Below are 16,852 nucleotides of genomic sequence, written 5' to 3'. Positions count from 1 at the left end.
TTCCCCGGTCAGCCGGTGAAAGTGCCGGCCGCGTGCCGCCCCGCCCGCCGGCCGAAGAACGACCCCTCGCCGAGCTGGGTGCCGGAGCAGTAGCCCTTGCCGTCCTGGGCGAGGTTCGAGGCGCAGGCACCGGCGGCGTAGAGACCGGGGATCACCGTGCCGTCGGGGCGCTGGACCCGGCCGTCCACCGTGGTGCGCATCCCGCCGAGGGTGAAGCCGGCGTACAGCGCGGTGCCGAGGGTGAGGTCGAAGACGCCCCAGGGGCCGGTGTCCTGCGGCTCCAGCCACTCGGGGCTCTTGTGGAAGTCCGGGTCGTCACCGCGGCGGGCGTGCTCGTTGTAGCGGTCGAGGGTCTCCTGCAGCGAGCCGGCCGGGAGCCCGAGCCCCTCCTCCATCTCGGCGACGGTCTCGTAGCCGTCGACGAACGGGACGAGCGGCATCGTCGGGTGCTCGACGTGCTCGCTGTCGACGATGAGGTACGCCGCGGCGCCGGGCTGGTCGAGGACGAACCCGCTGGTGCGCGCGTGGTAGCTGTCCTCGGCGACGAACCGCCGTCCCTCGCGGTTGACGACGATCCCGGTCACCAGCACCGACGGCGGGTAGAACGGCGCGGTGACGAACGGCTGGTCCATGTGCCGGAGCTCTGCGCCCACCGAGCGACCGAGCCGGATGCCCAGCCCGTCGTCGTACGTCGAGCCGAGCGTGAACAGCTTCGATCCCAGGGCGGGGGTGTGCTCGGCGACCATGTCGGCGTTCATCACGAACCCGCCGGCGGCCAGCACCACGCTCCCGGCCCGGACCACCCCGGTCTCGGAGAAGCGGCGCCAGGCCACGCCCACGACCTGCCCCGCCTCCTCGGTGGTCGAGCCTGTCGCGACCACGAGGTGGGTGGCGCCGGTCTCGTAGCGCACCTCGACGCCGGCCTCCTCGACCCGGTCCCGGAGCAGGTCCATCACCAGCCGGGTGCCCTCGGTGTCGCCCGGCACGGGGACCTTGTGCCCCCGCGGCGCCGGCACCGCGCGCTCGCAGAACGGCCAGACCTTCTCGTTCCCGGTGTACATCAGCCCCTCGGTGCCGGGCTGGATGACCGCCTTGCCGGGGAAGAAGGAGCGCTCGAACTCGAAGCCGAGCGACTCCAGCCAGTCGAAGTGCTCGACCGACCCGTCGCAGTAGGCGCGGATCTTGTCCTCCTCGGGGTCCAGCGACACCGCGAGGAGGTACTGGAACATCTCCTCGGCGGAGTCCGGGTGCCCGGTGGCCTGCTGCACCGCGGTGCCGCCGCCGAGGTAGAAGTGCCCGCCCGACATGCTCGAGGTGCCGCCGTGCACGGCCGCCCGCTCCAGCAGCAGCACCCGGGCGCCGCCCCGCGCGGCCTCGAGGGCGGCGCATCCGCCGGCGATGCCGAACCCGACGACGACCACGTCGAAGGCCTCGGAGTCCTCGTCGAGCGCCTCCGCGCCGAGGACGTCGGGCACGGCCGTGCCCCGGGTCTCGGGGGGCTCGCTGGTCATGCGGCGAGCGTACGCCCAGAACTAGAACAAGTTCCACTTGTCTCCCCGAGGCGTGGACGGCCGGAAGGAGGCCCCGGCCCCGATAGACTGCGCGTCCGCCGCCCCTGCAGCTGCACGAGGTGACTCTTGACCTTCGACGTCCATCAGCTGGACACCTTCGTGCTGGTGGGCTCCGTGGTCACGCTGCTCGCGATCCTGGCGGTGCGGTTCTCCTCGCGGGCCGGCCTGCCCAGCCTGCTGGTCTACCTGCTCATGGGCGTCGCCCTGGGCGAGGCCGGCGTCGGGATCGACTTCGAGAACGCCGAGCTCGCGCACTCGCTGGGCTTCGCGGCCCTGGCGGTGATCCTGGCCGAGGGCGGTCTGACCACGCGGTGGAGCGACGCGCGGCCGGCGATGCGGCTCGGGCTCTCCCTGGCCACCGTCGGCGTCGCCGTCTCGGTCACGGTGGTCGCGGTCGCGGGTCACTACCTGCTCGGGCTGCCCTGGGAGCTCGCGGTCCTCCTCGGTGCGGTCACCTCCCCGACCGACGCGGCCGCGGTCTTCTCGGTGCTGCGGGTGGTGCCGTTGCCCCGGCGGCTGACCGGGCCGCTGGAGGCGGAGTCGGGTCTCAACGACGCCCCGACCGTGGTCCTGGTGACCCTGATCTCCACGGGTGCCGCCGCCGACCACGGGGTGCTGGTGACCGGCGGCATCGTGCTCTACGAGCTCGTGGCGGGCCTGGGGTTCGGGCTCGTCTGCGGGTTCGGCGGCGCCTGGGTGATGCGCCGGGCCGCGCTGCCGTCCTCCGGCCTCTACCCGCTCGCGGTCCTGACGCTGACGTTCCTCGGGTACGGCGCCGCGGCGGCCGTGCACGGGTCGGGCTTCGCGGCGGTGTACGTCGCGGCGCTGGTGCTGGGCAACTCCGAGCTCCCGCACCGCGCCGCCACGCGCTCGTTCGCCGAGGGGGTCGCCTGGCTGGCCCAGATCGGCCTGTTCGTGATGCTCGGGCTGCTGCTGTCCCCGTCCCGGATCACCCTCTCCACGGTCGGCCTGGCCGTGGTGGCCGGCCTGGTGCTGACCTTCGTGGCCCGCCCGGTGTCGGTGGTGGTCAGCTCGGTGGTGCAGCGGATGTCCTGGCGCGAGCTGTCCTTCCTGTCCTGGGCCGGCCTGCGCGGAGCGGTGCCGATCGTGCTGACGACGATCCCGCTGGCCGAGGGGGTCGACGAGGCGACCCGGCTCTTCGACCTGGTCTTCGTGATGGTCGTGATCTACACGCTGCTCACCGGTCCGACGCTGCCGTCGGTCGCTCGCCTGCTCAAGGTGGCCCGGCGGTCCGAACCACGCGGGCTGGAGGTGGAGGCTGCGCCGCTGGAGCGGATCGCCGCGGACCTCCTCCAGGTCTCGATCAGCCCGGTGTCGCGGATGCACGGGGTGGAGGTGGGCGAGCTCCGGCTGCCGAAGGGCGCCTCGGTGAGCATGGTGATCCGGGACGGCGAGACGATGATCCCGGAGCGACGTACCGCCCTGCGGCACGGTGACGACCTGCTGGTGGTGACCCCACGCAAGTTGCGGGAGGAGACCGAGCAGCGGCTGCGCCAGGTCAGCGAGGGCGGCCGGCTGGCCCAGTGGCTGGGCCGCGAGCAGCGCCGGCAGCGCTGAGGGTGGCCGCTCAGTTCAGCGGCGGCGCGCAGATCTCCGTATCGGCACGGGCCACCACGAACCGGGGACCGCGGACCAGCTTGTGGAAGCCGTCGCCCACGATCACGGTCACCCCGGCGCCCGGCCCGTCCTTCTTCACGACCTTGTGGGCCGGGCCGAGCCGGCTCTCGACGAGGCGGGTGGCGGGATTCCTGGGCTCGGTGGTCCAGATCTGCACGACGGGGACCTTCGTGCCCTCGGGCGCGTTGCCGCTGTCGCCCTCGTGGAAACCGCCGCCGGTGAGCAGCTCCATGGTGCGGCTGGCGAGGCCCAGCCGGCTCCCCGCGTTGTAGACGCTCACGACCACCTGCGCCGGGTAGACCTTGTCGCCCTTGGCGACCGCCTTCGCCTCACACACGGGTGCGTCCGCCTTGCCGGGGAAGGGTGCGGTGACGGCGGACCATCCCCACATCGCGCCGAGCAGGAGGACTCCGACGAGCACCGCCATCGTGGCCGCCGACCTGACCCCCGCGCGCATCAGCCCTCCATGGCGTGGACGCGGGCGTGCAGGACGTTGCGCTGCTGGAGGGCGGCCCGCAGGGCCCGGTGCAGCCCGTCCTCGAGGTAGTACTCACCCCGCCACTCGACGACGTGGGCGAACAGGTCGCCGTAGAACGTCGAGTCCTCGTCGAGCAGCGCGGCCAGCTGGAGGGTGTCCTTGGTCGTCACGAGCTGGTCGAGGCGCACCTGCCGCGGCGGGACGTCTGCCCACGCCCGGGAGGACATCCCGTGGTCGGGGTAGGGGCGTCCTTCGCCGACGCGCTTGAAGATCACGTCGCGACTATAACGAGGGGCGGGCTGGGGCAGTGCCCGTCGAGGCCCGAGTCCCGACCGGTGCCGGACGACGCTCAGGCCGACCAGCGCACCGCGTCGTCGACGAAGTCGGCCCAGGCGTTGACGCCGCGCAGGTCGGCGCGGGCCTCCATCAGGGCGGCGAGCGCGTGCGAGTGTCGCGTCCGCAGCACGGTGCGCTGCTCGGACACCGGGTCGAGCTCCCGCTCGGGCGAGGTGGTGTTCTCCATGTCGGCCTCCTGACGGGTCCGGTCGTGGCGCCAGCCTGCCCGGCGCAGGTCGCCGGGAGGTTGACCCGGCGTTACGTCTGGTCGTCGGGTGGACGACCGGGTGTTACATCGGTGTCTCGTCGGACGGTGGCGCGGGTGTCGTACCTTGCGTGCCGTGGACATCGACGAGATCAGCCGGTTGAAGTACCGCTACCTGCGGACCCTGGACACCAAGCAGTGGGGCGAGTTCGAGGCCTGCTTCGTGCCCGAGGCGACGGCCGACTACAACGGCCTGGTCTTCGAGGACCGGGCCGCGCTGGTGACCTACATGCGCGAGAACCTCGGCCTCGGCGTGGTCACCATGCACCAGGTCCACCACCCGGAGATCACCGTCGACGGCGACACGGCCACCGGCCGGTGGTACCTCGAGGACCGGGTGATCGTCGAGGAGTTCCGGTTCATGCTCGAGGGTGCGGCGTTCTACGAGGACCGCTACGTGCGTACGCCGGACGGCTGGCGGGTGTCACACACCGGCTACCGACGCACCTACGAGATGACCTGGTCCCTCGACGACCTCCCGGGGCTCACGCTCACCGGCCCCGGCGAGCACACCCACCGCTGACGTCGGGCCTCACAGCGAGGGGTCGGTCCAGGCCATCTGGACCACCTCGACGCCCCGGTCCCGGGAGATGAGGCGGCCGCGCCCCGGCGGTGCGGGATGGGGCTTCTGGTTGCCGATGAGCGGCCCCTCGTCGGGGCTGCCGGACAGCAGCAGGCCCGGCATCGCCAGGTCGCGCATGGACTGCAGGACCGGTTCGTAGAGCGCCCGCGAGGCGCCGCCGGACCGGCGCGCGACCGTGAGGTGCAGGCCTACGTCCCGGGCCTGGGCCATCAACGGCTGGAGTGCCTGGACCGGTGAGCTCTGCTGGGTGGCGACCAGGTCGTAGTCGTCGACGACCACGAACACCTCGGCGCCCTTCCACCACGAGCGGTTGCGCAGCTGCTCGGGGGTGACGTCGGGTCCGGGGATCCGGTTCTCCAGGTACGACGCCAGGTCCCGGATCGCCGGCTGCGCCTGGGTGGCGGAGGTGAGGTAGTTCAGCAGGTACTCGTCGGGGACCTCGCCCAGCAGCGAGCGCCGGTAGTCGACGACGACGAGCTGCGCCTCCTGGGGGCTCCGGGTGCGCATGATCTCGTGCACGTAGGCGCGCAGCACCGCGCTCTTGCCCGACTGCCCGTCGCCGAAGACCAGCAGGTGCGGCTCGGCGTCGGCGTCGAGGGCGACCGGCGCGAGCTCCTTCTCGTTGATCCCGAGCAGCAGGCGGCGGTCGCCGTCGGCCGGGGCGGCCTGGGTGCGCACGGTGGTGAGGTCGATCCGCTCGGGGAGCAGCCGGAGCTTGGGGCCGTCGGGGCCGGTCCACGCGGCGGAGACCCGCTTGACCAGGTCGTCGACGCCGTCGCCGAGCGACTCCGCGTCGGGCCGCCCGTCGATCCGGGGCAGCCCCGCGAGGAAGTGCAGCTTGCCCGGCACCAGGCCGCGGCCCGGCCGCCCGGACGGCACCAGGGCGGCGACCTTGCGGTCGATCTCGGAGTCCATCGGGTCGCCGAGCCGGAGCTCGAGGCGGGTGCCGAACAGGTCGCGCGTGGCGGCCCGGAAGTCGGCCCAGCGGGCGGCGCCGGCGACGACGTGCAGGCCGAAGGTCAGGCCGCGGGTCGCCAGCTGCTGCAGCTCGATCTCGATGTCGTCGAAGTCCGCGCGCAGCGTGCTCCAGCCGTCCACGACCAGGAACACGTCGCCGTACCCGTCGTCGGCACGGCCGGCCGCGCGCCGCGACCGGTAGGTCTCGATCGAGTCGATGGCGTGGGCGCGGAAGTAGGCCTCGCGACGGTCCACGACGCCCTGGACCTCGGCGATGATGCGGCGTACGACGTCGGGCTCGGACCGGGTGCCGACGCCCGCCACGTGCGGCAGCCGCGCCAGCGGCGAGAACGTGCCGCCCCCGAAGTCGAGCACGAAGAACTGGCTCTCCAGCGGCGTGGTGGTGAGCGACATGCTGGTCACGATCGTGCGCAGCAGCGTGCTCTTGCCGCTGCGCGGGCCGCCGATCACGGCGACGTGGCCGCTGGCGCCGCTGAGGTTCACGGTCAGGGTGTCGCGGCGCTGCTCGCGGGGCCGGTCGACGGTGCCGAGCGGCACCACCAGCCCGCCCAGTCCACGCCACTGCGAGGAGACCAGGCCGAGGTGCGGGTCCTCGACCAGGTCGGCCATCAGCTCGTCGAGCGTGTCGGGGACGTCGAGCGGCGGCAGCCAGACCTGGTGCGCCGCGGGGCCGTGGCCGACCATGTGGTCCACGGCGATGTCGAGCAGAGACTGCTGGTCGGCCTGGTCCGGGACGGGAAGCGGCTCGGGCTCCGGCTCGGCCACGTCCAGCGTGTGCACCTCGGAGATCGTGAACGGCAGGATGCCCTTGAGGTGGCCGCCCTCGTCGCGGCGTACGCGCGCCCGGCCCGACGGCGGGCCGGACACGTAGGCCGCCTTGAAGCGCACCATGGTGGACGGGTCGGGCTTGAGGTAGCCGAGGCCGGGGATCGCGGGCAGCTCGTAGGCGTCGGGGACGCCGAGCACCGACCGGGACTCGCCGGCGCTGAACGTGCGCAGGCCGACCCGGTAGGACAGGTGCGACTCCAGCCCCCGGAGGCGACCCTCCTCCAGCCGCTGCGAGGCGAGCAGGAGGTGCAGACCGAGCGAGCGGCCGAGCCGGCCGATCGCCACGAAGAGGTCGATGAACTCGGGCTTGGCCGAGAGCATCTCGGAGAACTCGTCGACGACGATGAACAGCGAGGGCATCGGCGCGAGGTCCTCGCCGGCGGCCCGCGCCTTCTCGTAGTCACGGATCGAGGCGAAGTTCCCGGCCTCGCGCAGCAGCTCCTGGCGGCGCACCATCTCGCCGGACAGGGCGTCCTGCATGCGGTCCACGAGCGTGAGCTCCTGGGCCAGGTTGGTGATGACCGCCGAGACGTGCGGCATCTCGGACATCCCGGCGAAGGTCGCACCGCCCTTGAAGTCGACCAGCACCATGTTGAGCTGCTCGGGGGAGTGGGTCAGTGCCAGCCCGAGCACGAGGGTCCGCAGGAACTCCGACTTGCCGGACCCGGTGGCGCCGATGACCAGGCCGTGGGGGCCCATGCCCTGCTGGGCCGACTCCTTGATGTCGAGGTGGACCAGGGAGCCGCCCTCGCCGAGGCCGATCGGCACCCGCAGCCGGTCCCGCGCCGGGCGCGGCCGCCATGCGGCGGTGGGCTCGAAGGAGCGGACGTCGCCCAGGGCCAGCAGCTCCATGAAGTCGGAGGGACCGGTGATCTCGCCGGAGGCGTCCTCGACGGTGCCCGACGCGATCGTGTGCAGCGGGGTCAATCGGCGGGCGAGGGCCTCGGCCGTGGCCAGGCTGCACTGGTCGACGCGGGCCCGGATGGGCTCCTCGCGCAGCCGCAGGGCCTGGACGGGGTGGCGGCCGTCGGCGGTGGGCTCGCCCTCGAGCTGGATGCGCAGCCGGCTCGCGTCGTCGAGCTCGTCCCAGCGGGCGGGCAGGTCCAGCAGGGTGACGCCGTGCAGGCCGTCCGGGGGTACGACGTGGTTCCCCGGTGGCAGCGCCGCGCCGTCGGTGACGAGCAGGATGTGCGGGGTCGCCGGACGCTCGTCGGCGCCGAAGCGGGGCCGGTCCCCGAGGTCGGGGGGCAGCAGTGCCGCGAGGTCGGTGAGCGAGGTCGACACCATCCGCATCGGGCCGACGGCGTCGGACTGCCGGCTGCTCAGCCCGTGGGGGAGCCACTTGACCCAGTCCCAGTGGGCGAGGTTCTGCTCGGAGCACAGCACCGCGACCACGAGGTGCTCGGGGGAGTGGAAGGTCGTCGCCGAGCAGATCATCGCGCGTGCCAGCGCCCTTGCCGGCTCCTCCGCGCCGCAGACCTCGACCCGGTCGAAGGCGCGCAGGTCGATGGAGGCGGGCAGGTCGGGCTGCAGCCGGTGCACCACGAGCAGGCGGTGCAGCGCGGACGCGGCCGCCGGGTCGACCTGGTCGATCGGGGCGCTCTCCGGCGGGACCAGCTCCAGCGACAGCGGCTGCGCGCAGACGCCGTACCGCACGTGCAGGAACTGGGGGTCGGAGACGCCGTGCTCCCACACCCGGGAGCGCTCCTCGGCGAGGGCGGGCAGCGCGCTGGGCTCGGGGTGGTGCCAGGTCAGCGCCCGGCGCTGCTGGTCGGCGGCCTCGCGGGCCACCTTGCGGACGTTGGAGAGGTAGCGCAGGTACTCGGTGCGGGAGCCACTGACCTGCTGGTTGCGCTGCTTACGCTGGCGGTCGACCTGCACGATGATGAAGCCGAGCGTGGCGAAGAGGAACATCCCCGCGGCGATGTAGCTGCGGCCACCGGTGGCGCTGCCCATCGTGGCCACGAGCACGATGGAGCCCAGGCTGCCGAGCATGGGGATGGCGTTCATCAGGACGCCGGCGGCACCCTCGTTCTGCTCGATCTCCGGCGGCGGCTGGAGCACGATCTGGCCGGTCGGCATCTCGGGCTCGTCGACCCGGGCCCCGCGAAGCGTCGTACTCAAGAAGTCCCCCTGTGGTCCTTGCGTCGGTCGATGATAGGCGTGGCCGGGCGGGGTGTGCGTGCCTCGCGGCTACTTCCACTGCCAGGTGGCGAGCACCGCGGCCACGGTCTCCCGCTGGACCCGGGCCGAGCCGCGGGTCTCGATGTCGACCAGGATCTCCCGGTCGCCACGGACGAGGCCGAACGCGTCCGCGCGGAAGCCGTTCCCCACCGGGCCGGTGAGGTGGTACGCCGGCTCGCCGGCGAGGTGGACCGGCTCGACCAGCTCGGGCTTCGGGGACCACGGACGCAACCGCAGCTGCAGCCGCGCCAGCTCGTCCAGCGTGTAGTCACGACCGGGGAGCACGCGGCTGAGCGCGAACGAGATCTGCTCGAGGTCGGGCCCGAACGCCACGATCGACAGGTCCGGCACGGTCTCGTTGACGCGCCAGCCCCGGGGTACCCGGACGCTGAAGTACGACGTGTCGACCCGCTTCCCGTCGGCCGGTGGCACCTCGGGGCTGCTCCCGCCGCCGGGGCTGTCGCTGCCGTCCGGGCCGGACGGCACGGACGCGGTGGCCGGGGTGGGCTCCGCCCCGGCGGAGCCGTCGCCGCAGCCGCACAGGAGCAGCGTGAGCGTGGTCAGCGCCGCGGTGAGGCCCGCGCCGACCCGGCCCCGAGATCTCGTCCGCACGATGGCTCCCGTCGTGGTGTGGTCGACCGATGATAGGCGGGACCGCGAGGCAGCGACTAACCTGCACTTCGCGGACGACGGGCGTCCGAGCTCCGACCCGGGGGAGGCGGCGTGGCCAGTGTTGCGGGGGCCGGTGACGGCCTGGCCCTGAGCGTCCACGGACCCGTCGGCGTCATCGACCTGGTGGTCCCGTCCGGCGCCTCCGCGGCCGACGTGGCTCGGGAGTACGCCCAGCAGTCCGGCCTGGGTGCGGTCCCGCTGCTGTACGACCGGCTGGGCAGCCCCCTGTCGCACGAGGCGCCGCTGGCCGGCGCCGGCGTGGGCAGCGGGGACCTGCTGGTCGCCACCACGACCGTCCACCGCCCCGCCCCTGCGGCCGCACGCCCCGCGGCTGCGCGCCCGGGGCCGGCCGCGCCCGGTGTGCTCTCGGTCCTCTGGTTCTGCACGGCCGCCGCGACCGCGGTCCTGGCCGGCTGGTTCGCCGCGCGCACCCCCTCGTCGGGGCTGCACCTGCTCACCGTGGACCTGCTGGCCGCCGCCGCCGTCATCGGCGTGCTCCCGGTGGGACGCCTCGCGGCGCACCGCGCGGTGGCCACGCCCGTGTTCGCGGGCGCCGCGGCCTTCGCGGTGGCCTGGGACCCGCACCCGGACCGCCTGCCCACGGTGCTCGGCGTCTCCGCGCTCGTCGCGGCGGTGGTGGCCGCGGCCGCGCGCGCCCTCGACCGGCGGATGGAGGAGGCGCTGCGGGTCTGGATCTCCGTCGGCGTCGCGTGCTTCCTGGTCACCGCGGCGGCTGCCCTGCTCGGCCTCGCCCCGCAGGTGGTCTGGGCGGTGCTCCTGCTGGCGGCGATGCTCGCGGCCCGGTTCGTGCCCGGCTTCGCGGTGGACGTGCCCGACCACCTCCTGCTCGACCTCGACCGGCTGGCGGTCACCGCGTGGTCCGCCCGCGACCGGCCGACCGGCCGCCGCGGTCGCGCGGTGGTCCCGGAGGGCGCGGTCGCGGCGGTCGCCGAGCGGGGGACCCGGATCGTCACGGCGTACACCGTGGCGATCCTGGCGGTGGTGGCCCTCTCTGCCCCGCTGCTGCTGGCCACGGCCACCCTCCCGGTGGACCGGGTCGGGGCGCGCTGCCTGGTGCTGTTCTGCGGTGGCGGCCTGCTGCTGGCCGGCCGGAGCCACCGGCACGCGGCGGCCCGGGCGCTGCTGCGCACGGCCGGGCTCGTCTGCTGGGGCGTGCTGGCGCTCGTCGTGCTCCCGGTCGTGTCCGGACAGGCCGGCGCGCTGCTGACGATCGGCGCCGTCGGGGCCGCCGTGCTGCTCGTCGTCGTGGCGGTCGCGACCGGTCGCGGGTGGCGCTCCGCGTGGTGGTCACGCCGGGCTGAGGTCGCCGAAGGGCTGTGCGGGTCCGCCGCCGTCGCTACGCTGCTGGTCGCCGCGGGAGTTTTCCGCAGCGTGTGGGAGTCGGTGCACCTCGATGTTTAGGGGATTCGACCGGGGGTAGACGGCTCGATGTCCGGGTCGCAGGATCGGGTCCGGCCAACAGGACGGAAGTACAACGAGATACTCGAGCGGCGACATGCCGCCACGGGGGAAGGAATGGCACATGTCGAACAGCGCTCCCGAGATGGGACAGGGCGAGAAGACACTCACCCGGGCGGCCGGGATGGTGGCCGACGCCAAGAAGGACTTCGACGGCTTCAGTCGCAAGCTCGATGGTCAGATCGCAGGCCTGCAGGGCAAGTGGGCCGGTGCCGGCGGCACCGCGTTCTTCCAGCTCCACCAGGCGTGGACCGAGAAGCAGAACGTGATCACGAACGCGCTCAACGAGTTCGAGGCGTCGCTGCAGACCACCGAGCGGGACAACGTCAACACCGACGAGGCCCAGTCGTCCAACTACAACCGGACCGCCGGTCGCCTCGGCGGCTGACCGCCCTGACCAGGAACAGGAGTGAGTGAAATGAGCCTCGACGGACTTCGCGTCAACCACGCCGGCCTCGACACCGCGGCCGAGGACATGGCCCGCACGGTCAAGGACATCGACGACCGCCTGAACCGTCTCGAGCAGGAGCTCGCGCCGCTGCGCAGCGACTGGACCGGTAGCGCCCAGCAGGCCTACCAGGCCGCCAAGGCCAAGTGGGACGGTGCGATCCAGGAGATGCGGAACCTGCTCGAGGAGACGAGCCGGACCGTGCACCAGTCGAACGCCGAGTACAAGGCCGCGGACCAGCGCGGCGCTGCTTCCTTCGACATCTGACAAACCCTCGACGGGGTCGGGCGCGGCACCGCGTCCGGCCCCGTCGGCGGCGTTCCACGTGGCACTACGGGGGTAGGGACATGGACTTTTCCGGGCTGACGGGTGGTCTCCAGGATGCCCTCGGCGACCTGGATCTCGTGATCGACCAAGCGGTGATCGACCAGGCAGTCAAGACACTGCACGACACGTCCGGCGACCTGACGGACAGCGGCTTCCGCCGGCTGCAGGTCCCGGTGTCCGTCTTCGGCGCCTCGGCCCGCGGTCTGGAGCTCGGGGACCACCACGGCAAGGCGCACCAGGTGATCAGGGCGACCCTGGAGGGGGTCATCCTCGACCTCGAGGGCTTCGCCGACGGGCTGCGCCGGGCCGAGGAGCTGGTGCGCTCCGCCGACGACGACGCAGCCGACCAGCTGGCGCGCCGGCAGGCCGCCGCCGAGCTGCTCGTGGACGCCTCGCAGCACTCCCACGGCGACGAGCGCAACCACGAGGCGCGCAACCAGTACCTGCGTGACGGAGGTGAGGACGCGTGAGCGGCCCCCACGAGCAGCGGCTGCGCGCGATGCTGCACGGCGCCAACAAGCTGGCGATCCAGGCGGCCCACCAGGAGTGGCTGGCCGGCTCGGAGCTCCTGCTTGCGGTCTCGAGCACCCTGCACCACGCGGCGCCACGCATCCAGGACCAGTTCGGCAGGACCGGGCCCGCCGCGGCCCGCGCCTTCGGCACGGTCGCCGGCAGGGTGGCCCGGCGCAGTGAGCAGATGACGGCCGCCGCTCGGGCGCTGGTCGGCGCCCTCGACGTGATCGCCCAGGCGGAGAGCCTGCGGGACAGCTTCGACGCCGCGCCGTTGAGCGAGCCCTCCCGCCCCACACCGAGTCCGGGTCCCAGCACTCCCGAGGACGTCGCGGCGCGCAAGCAGTACGACTCCCGGAAGGCGAGCTACGACGCGGCGTACGCCGACCGCGAGTCCCGGGCCGCCGCCGCGGCCGATCGCATGGACATCGTGTTCGCGGAGTCGACCGAGACCATGAAGCAGATCCACGGTGAGCCCGACCCGGTGCCGCGTCAGCCGGGCAGCGGGTCGGGTGGTGCCGGCTCCGGCGGTGGCGGGTCCTCGTCCCCGACCGGGACGGCGACCTCCGGCGGCTACCGGCCGGGCTCGGGCGGTCACCAGGCGCACACCACCACCCCCACGTCATCGCCGTCGGGCGAGTCGACGACCAGCACCACCACGACCACCACGACCACGCCGCACGCGCCGGCCACGAGCACGTCGCACGACACGTCGCAGGGCGCGCCGGCGGGGACGACCTCGTTGCCTCCGGGCGCGGCCCAGGGGGGCAACGAGGCGTGGCCGACCGGCACCCCGGTGCCCACCGGGGGGATGCCTGCGGGCGCGGTCCCCACCGGCAGCGGTGGCTCGACCGGCCTGACCGCCCCGACCGCCGGCGGCCTCGCCGGTGCGCTCGGGGGCGGGGCCCTCGGCGGGCTCACCGGCATCTCGGGTGCGGTGCGGGGTTCCTCGGTCGTGCCCACGGGCAGCGCTGCTGCCGGTGGACGCGCGATCGGCAGCACGACACGGCCGGGCGCGAGCGGCACGCTCGGCCGGAGCGCGGCCGGCGGCGCCGCGGGCACGCCCCGGGGCGCCACCGGGACCGCCGGTGGCGCCGGTGCGCGCAACGGCGCACGCGGCCAGGCCGGGTCCCGGACCGGATCCCGCGGCGCGGCCGGCGCACGCGGCACGGCCGGCGGCCAGGGCGGGCGCAGCCGGAAGGACCCGCAGAGGAAGGACACGGACTTCTTCGTGGAGGAGCAGGACTGGGTCGACGACGAGGGTGCCGCCCCCGGCGTCATCGACTGAGTCCGCAGCAGTCACACGCTCCGCCCGGGGCGGCCGAGCCGGTCGTCCCGGGCGGTAGCATCTCAGCGGCCCGAGCGCCGGACCGGCAGACCGGGGACCGGCCCCGGGCCACCACGACATCCGGGTACATCTCGGGGACCTTGGGGGAGACACGATGAGTCAGGCGCCCGTCAGCACGTCCGGCCTGGTGCGCGTCACGGTCGCCTCGGGCACCCGGCGCGTCGACCTGGTGCTCCCCGGCGCCGTCCCCGTCGCCGAGCTCGTGCCCGAGCTGGCCCGCAGCGTCGGGCTGCTGGACGCCGCCACCGCCTTCGGCGGCTACCGCCTCGTGACGCCCGAGGGGCGCGAGCTCGCCGGTGACTCCGGGCTGATCATCCAGGGGGTCGAGGACGGCGGCCTGCTCACGGTGACCGCCGGCATCGACGACCGGCCGCCGCGGGTCTACGACGACGTCGTGGAGGCGATGACCGACGTCGTGGAGCAGGACCTGAAGCCCTGGGAGCCGGCCTCCGGCCGTCGTACGGCGCTGTCGGCCGCCGGGCTGTTGATGGCCCTCGGCGCGGTCGCGCTGCTGATCCAGCGCGGCTCGCTGCTGGCCGGGGTCGCCGCCCTCGTCGTCGCGGCGGCGCTGGTCGTCGGCGCGATCGTGCTCTCCCGCGTGCAGGACGAGCCCGAGACCGCGGTCGCGGTGGCCTGGATGGGTGCGGTGCACGCCGCCGTCGCCGGCCTGATGCTGGTCACCGACGGCCCCTTCTTCGGCCTCCCGGTGGCCTGCGCGGGTGCCGGCGCACTGCTGGCCGGGCTGGTCGCGCTGGTCGGCCTGGGGGAGGGGCGCACGCTGGTGATCCCGCCGGTGGTGGTGGGCGCGATCTTCCTCGCCACCGGGCTGGTGATGAACGCCGCGGCGTTCGACCCCGCCGTGGTCCTCACCACCGCGCTGGTCCTGGTCGTGCTGGCGGGCAGCGTGTTCCCCTGGCTGGCGCTCGGCGCGACGGGCACCACCGTCGACCAGCTGTACTCGGTCGCCGACATCACCGCCGACCCCGCCGAGATCGACCCCACCCGGGTCGGGTCCGACGCCCGCGTGGCGCACGAGATCCTGGTCGCCGTCTCGGCCACGGTCGGGCTCCTCCTGGTCCTGATCGCCCCGCTCGCGGTCTCGCTGGGCCTGTCCGGGACCCTGCTCGCCGTGCTCGCGTGCCTGGTCGTCATGCTCCGCACCCGGCAGTACCGCACCGGCTCCGAGGTCCTGGTGGGCCTGGTCTCCGGGATCCTCGGCCTCGCCTCGGTGGCGGTCGCGATGCTCTGGCTGCACCCGGACTGGCGCCCGACGGCCGCGGTGGCGCTGGCCGCGACGGGCGCCGTGCTGCTCGCGGTGACGCTGCTGCCCTCGACCCCGTCGGTGCGCCGCGGCCGCTTCGGCGACGTCGCGGAGACGGCGGCCCTGGTGGCGCTGCTGCCCCTGCTGGTGCTGGCCGTCGGCATCTACGCCGCGATCCGGGGCTGAGGGCCGATGGCCACCAAGCGCGACCTCGTCGAGGCCTACTCCTTCAGCCGGCGCCGCCTCGTCACGGCGTTCGTCTCGGGCGCCCCCGGGGGCCGGGAGGTCGAGCCGACCCGTCCGGGCCGCACCATCGTCGGCGGGCTGGCGCTGGCCGTGCTCCTCGTGGCCGGGGCGGCCATCGCCGGGGTGTTCGCCCCGAAGGACCCCGCGGACTGGAACAAGCCGGGGCTCATCGTCTCCAAGGAGACCGGCGCCGCCTACGTCATCCTCGAGGAGAGCGAGCACCCCGTCCTGCGGCCGGTCATCAACATCACCTCGGCGCGGCTGATCCTCGGCACGGGCGCCGAGCCGCAGCCGCGGATCCTCGCGCAGGCGACCATCGACGCCCAGACCATCGGGGACGACATCGGCATCCTCGGTGCCCCCGCCAGCCTGCCCGCCTCCTCGCTGCTGGTCGACGACGGTTGGACCGCGTGCACGGCGGACCGCCGGGGTCTTCGCCTCGCGGTGGCGGAGGACCCCCAGGCCACGCCGGCCCCCGACCACGGCTTCGTCGTGGAGAGCGAGGGCGCCCACTACCTCATCGCCCAGGGCGTCGAGGAGCCCGACATCGACCTGGGTGCCTACCGCTACCGGATTCCGGAGGGGAACGACCAGGACAACATGCTCGACGTGCTGGGACTGCCTGCCCGCTCCGCGGCGGTCCGGGTGCCCGAGGAGTGGCTGGCGCTGTTCCCCGCCGGCGGCGACCTGAACTGGAAGGCCTTCGGCCTCACCGGGTTCGGGGACCCGGTCGAGGAGGCCGGGGACCAGGCCGTCCCCGCCGGCGCCCGCGTCGGTGACGTCGTCACGACGGACGGCGAGTCGATGCTGCTGACCGCGAATGGCCCGATCAAGCTGAACGAGTTCGCGCTCGCCGTCTACCGCCACAGCCCCTCCCCGGCCGGCCGGCTCACGCCGGCTCCGCGCCGCGGTGGCGCCCCGGTCGAGTGGGCGGTCGACACCCTCCCGCAGGTGGACCGCGCCAAGTCGGCGTACGCCGCCGCGCACTGGCCGAAGTCCACGCTGCAGGCCACCGGTGGGGACCACTGCGCGGTGCTCGACACCGCGCCCGGCACGGCGCCGACCGTGCAGCTGGCGACCGATGCCACCGGCGACGCGTCGCCGGTGGACCTGCAACGCGACTCGCGCTCGGTCGCGGTCCAGGCGGGCCGCGGGGCCTACGTGCTCTCCGGGGACTGGGACGAGACGTCCGGGGGGTCGCCCTTCGTCGTCGACGCCAAGGGCCAGGCCTACCCGCTGGTGGGCCCCGACGTGGCCGCGCGGCTCGGGTACGCCGACCACCAGGCCGGGATCGTGCCCGACTCCTGGATCCAGCTGTTCGAGCCGGGCGTCAACCTCTCGGTGGACGCCGCGCTCTGCCCGCCGGACCACGAACAGGGCCGGTCGTGCGACTAGGGAGACGCGCCCTGGGCCGTGGCGGGGCGGCCGGCGCCGCCCTGGGCCTGGTGCTCACGGGCCTGGCGCTCCCGGTCGCCCCCGCCGGTGCGGCCACCGGCCTCAGCTGTCTCGAGGTCGGAGCCGACTCGACACCGGGCGTCGACACCGACGCCACCAGCCGGCCGCTGGAGACCCTGGGCGTCGACGAGGCCCAGCGGCTCGCCGGGGGCCGGCGGGGCGAGCCGGTCCGGGTGGCGGTGCTCGACTCCGGGGTGGCCGCCAGTCCGCTGGTCGACGTGGCCGCGCCAGGAGTTCGGCACGAC

At 74.0% G+C, this 16,852-nt stretch carries 16 protein-coding genes; 9 read left to right on the top strand and 7 right to left on the bottom strand.

Translation table 11 applies throughout. From position 1 onward, the window contains the following. Nucleotides 1-8: 8 nt before the first annotated feature. Nucleotides 9-1,511: an FAD-binding protein gene (locus ABD268_RS04435; protein WP_344148195.1), complete on the bottom strand. Its 1,503-nt coding sequence runs from the start codon at nt 1,509-1,511 to the stop codon at nt 9-11. 126 nt (nt 1,512-1,637) lie between these two features. Here ABD268_RS04435 and ABD268_RS04430 point away from each other — a divergent pair, with 126 nt between their 5' ends. Beyond that, nucleotides 1,638-3,149 (top strand): potassium/proton antiporter, encoded by a 1,512-nt coding sequence (locus ABD268_RS04430; RefSeq protein ID WP_344148192.1) that lies wholly within the window; start codon nt 1,638-1,640, stop codon nt 3,147-3,149. Between the two features lie 10 nt (nt 3,150-3,159). Here ABD268_RS04430 and ABD268_RS04425 read toward each other — a convergent pair whose 3' ends face one another. The 3 genes from ABD268_RS04425 to ABD268_RS04415 form a co-directional block, all read right to left on the bottom strand. Beyond that, complete coding sequence (locus ABD268_RS04425) at nt 3,160-3,666, bottom strand: LytR C-terminal domain-containing protein (RefSeq protein ID WP_344148190.1); 507 nt, start codon at nt 3,664-3,666, stop codon at nt 3,160-3,162. Beyond that, nucleotides 3,666-3,962: a type II toxin-antitoxin system VapB family antitoxin gene (locus ABD268_RS04420; protein ID WP_344148187.1), complete on the bottom strand. Its 297-nt coding sequence runs from the start codon at nt 3,960-3,962 to the stop codon at nt 3,666-3,668. Before ABD268_RS04420 ends, ABD268_RS04425 begins: the two co-directional genes overlap by 1 nt. Nucleotides 3,963-4,036: 74 nt before the next feature. Continuing rightward, entirely contained in the window at nt 4,037-4,210 is a 174-nt protein-coding gene (locus ABD268_RS04415; protein WP_344148184.1) for a hypothetical protein, read from the bottom strand. A gap of 154 nt (nt 4,211-4,364) precedes the next feature. On the opposite strand from ABD268_RS04415, the gene ABD268_RS04410 reads away from it, so the two are divergent. Then, a complete protein-coding gene (locus tag ABD268_RS04410) occupies nt 4,365-4,811 on the top strand; it encodes a nuclear transport factor 2 family protein (protein ID WP_344148181.1) in 447 nt (148 codons plus the stop codon). Between the two features lie 9 nt (nt 4,812-4,820). Here the strand turns inward: ABD268_RS04410 and eccCa are convergent, their stop codons facing one another. Together eccCa and ABD268_RS04400 are read right to left on the bottom strand one after the other, a co-directional pair. Further along, nucleotides 4,821-8,801, bottom strand: a complete 3,981-nt coding sequence (gene eccCa / locus ABD268_RS04405) for a type VII secretion protein EccCa (protein WP_344148178.1) — start codon at nt 8,799-8,801, stop codon at nt 4,821-4,823. A gap of 69 nt (nt 8,802-8,870) precedes the next feature. After that, on the bottom strand, nt 8,871-9,473 hold the full coding sequence (locus ABD268_RS04400; protein ID WP_344148175.1) for a hypothetical protein: 603 nt from the start codon (nt 9,471-9,473) through the stop codon (nt 8,871-8,873). A 111-nt stretch (nt 9,474-9,584) separates the two neighbouring features. Here ABD268_RS04400 and ABD268_RS04395 point away from each other — a divergent pair, with 111 nt between their 5' ends. The 7 genes from ABD268_RS04395 (at nt 9,585) to eccB (ending at nt 16,547) form a co-directional block, all read left to right on the top strand. Then, complete coding sequence (locus tag ABD268_RS04395) at nt 9,585-10,955, top strand: hypothetical protein (protein WP_344148172.1); 1,371 nt, start codon at nt 9,585-9,587, stop codon at nt 10,953-10,955. Nucleotides 10,956-11,076: 121 nt separating this feature from the next. Next, nucleotides 11,077-11,400 (top strand): WXG100 family type VII secretion target, encoded by a 324-nt coding sequence (locus tag ABD268_RS04390; protein ID WP_344148169.1) that lies wholly within the window; start codon nt 11,077-11,079, stop codon nt 11,398-11,400. Nucleotides 11,401-11,430: 30 nt separating this feature from the next. Beyond that, nucleotides 11,431-11,727 carry a WXG100 family type VII secretion target gene (locus ABD268_RS04385; protein ID WP_344148166.1) on the top strand — a complete coding sequence of 99 codons (297 nt, stop codon included), beginning with the start codon at nt 11,431-11,433 and terminating at the stop codon, nt 11,725-11,727. An 80-nt stretch (nt 11,728-11,807) separates the two neighbouring features. Next, entirely contained in the window at nt 11,808-12,257 is a 450-nt protein-coding gene (locus ABD268_RS04380; protein ID WP_344148163.1) for a hypothetical protein, read from the top strand. Next, the gene (locus tag ABD268_RS04375; protein WP_344148160.1) at nt 12,254-13,585 is read left to right on the top strand and encodes a hypothetical protein; all 1,332 of its coding nucleotides are present in this window, start codon (nt 12,254-12,256) and stop codon (nt 13,583-13,585) included. Before ABD268_RS04380 ends, ABD268_RS04375 begins: the two co-directional genes overlap by 4 nt. A gap of 154 nt (nt 13,586-13,739) precedes the next feature. Then, a complete protein-coding gene (gene eccD, locus ABD268_RS04370) occupies nt 13,740-15,092 on the top strand; it encodes a type VII secretion integral membrane protein EccD (protein ID WP_344148157.1) in 1,353 nt (450 codons plus the stop codon). 6 nt (nt 15,093-15,098) lie between these two features. Next, on the top strand, nt 15,099-16,547 hold the full coding sequence (gene eccB, locus ABD268_RS04365; protein ID WP_344148154.1) for a type VII secretion protein EccB: 1,449 nt from the start codon (nt 15,099-15,101) through the stop codon (nt 16,545-16,547). Here the strand turns inward: eccB and ABD268_RS04360 are convergent. Beyond that, entirely contained in the window at nt 16,544-16,849 is a 306-nt protein-coding gene (locus ABD268_RS04360) for a hypothetical protein (RefSeq protein WP_344149202.1), read from the bottom strand. The two genes, eccB and ABD268_RS04360, sit on opposite strands and share 4 nt — an antisense overlap. Nucleotides 16,850-16,852 lie beyond the last annotated feature (3 nt).

Origin of the sequence: Nocardioides koreensis (assembly GCF_039531775.1) — a bacterium.
Lineage (GTDB): Bacteria > Actinomycetota > Actinomycetes > Propionibacteriales > Nocardioidaceae > Nocardioides > Nocardioides koreensis.
Note: the sequence above shows the minus strand (reverse complement) of the source record. Positions and strands in the feature narration are given on the sequence as shown.

Bases quoted from the DNA above. Each gene is read 5' to 3' on its own strand.
- ABD268_RS04435 (WP_344148195.1), bottom strand. From the start codon at position 1,511: ATGACCAGCGAGCCCCCCGAGACCCGGGGCACGGCCGTGCCCGACGTC.
- ABD268_RS04425 (WP_344148190.1), bottom strand. From the start codon at position 3,666: ATGCGCGCGGGGGTCAGGTCGGCGGCCACGATGGCGGTGCTCGTCGGA.
- ABD268_RS04415 (WP_344148184.1), bottom strand. From the start codon at position 4,210: ATGGAGAACACCACCTCGCCCGAGCGGGAGCTCGACCCGGTGTCCGAG.
- ABD268_RS04390 (WP_344148169.1), top strand. From the start codon at position 11,077: ATGTCGAACAGCGCTCCCGAGATGGGACAGGGCGAGAAGACACTCACC.
- ABD268_RS04385 (WP_344148166.1), top strand. From the start codon at position 11,431: ATGAGCCTCGACGGACTTCGCGTCAACCACGCCGGCCTCGACACCGCG.
- ABD268_RS04380 (WP_344148163.1), top strand. From the start codon at position 11,808: ATGGACTTTTCCGGGCTGACGGGTGGTCTCCAGGATGCCCTCGGCGAC.
- eccD (WP_344148157.1), top strand. From the start codon at position 13,740: ATGAGTCAGGCGCCCGTCAGCACGTCCGGCCTGGTGCGCGTCACGGTC.
- eccB (WP_344148154.1), top strand. From the start codon at position 15,099: ATGGCCACCAAGCGCGACCTCGTCGAGGCCTACTCCTTCAGCCGGCGC.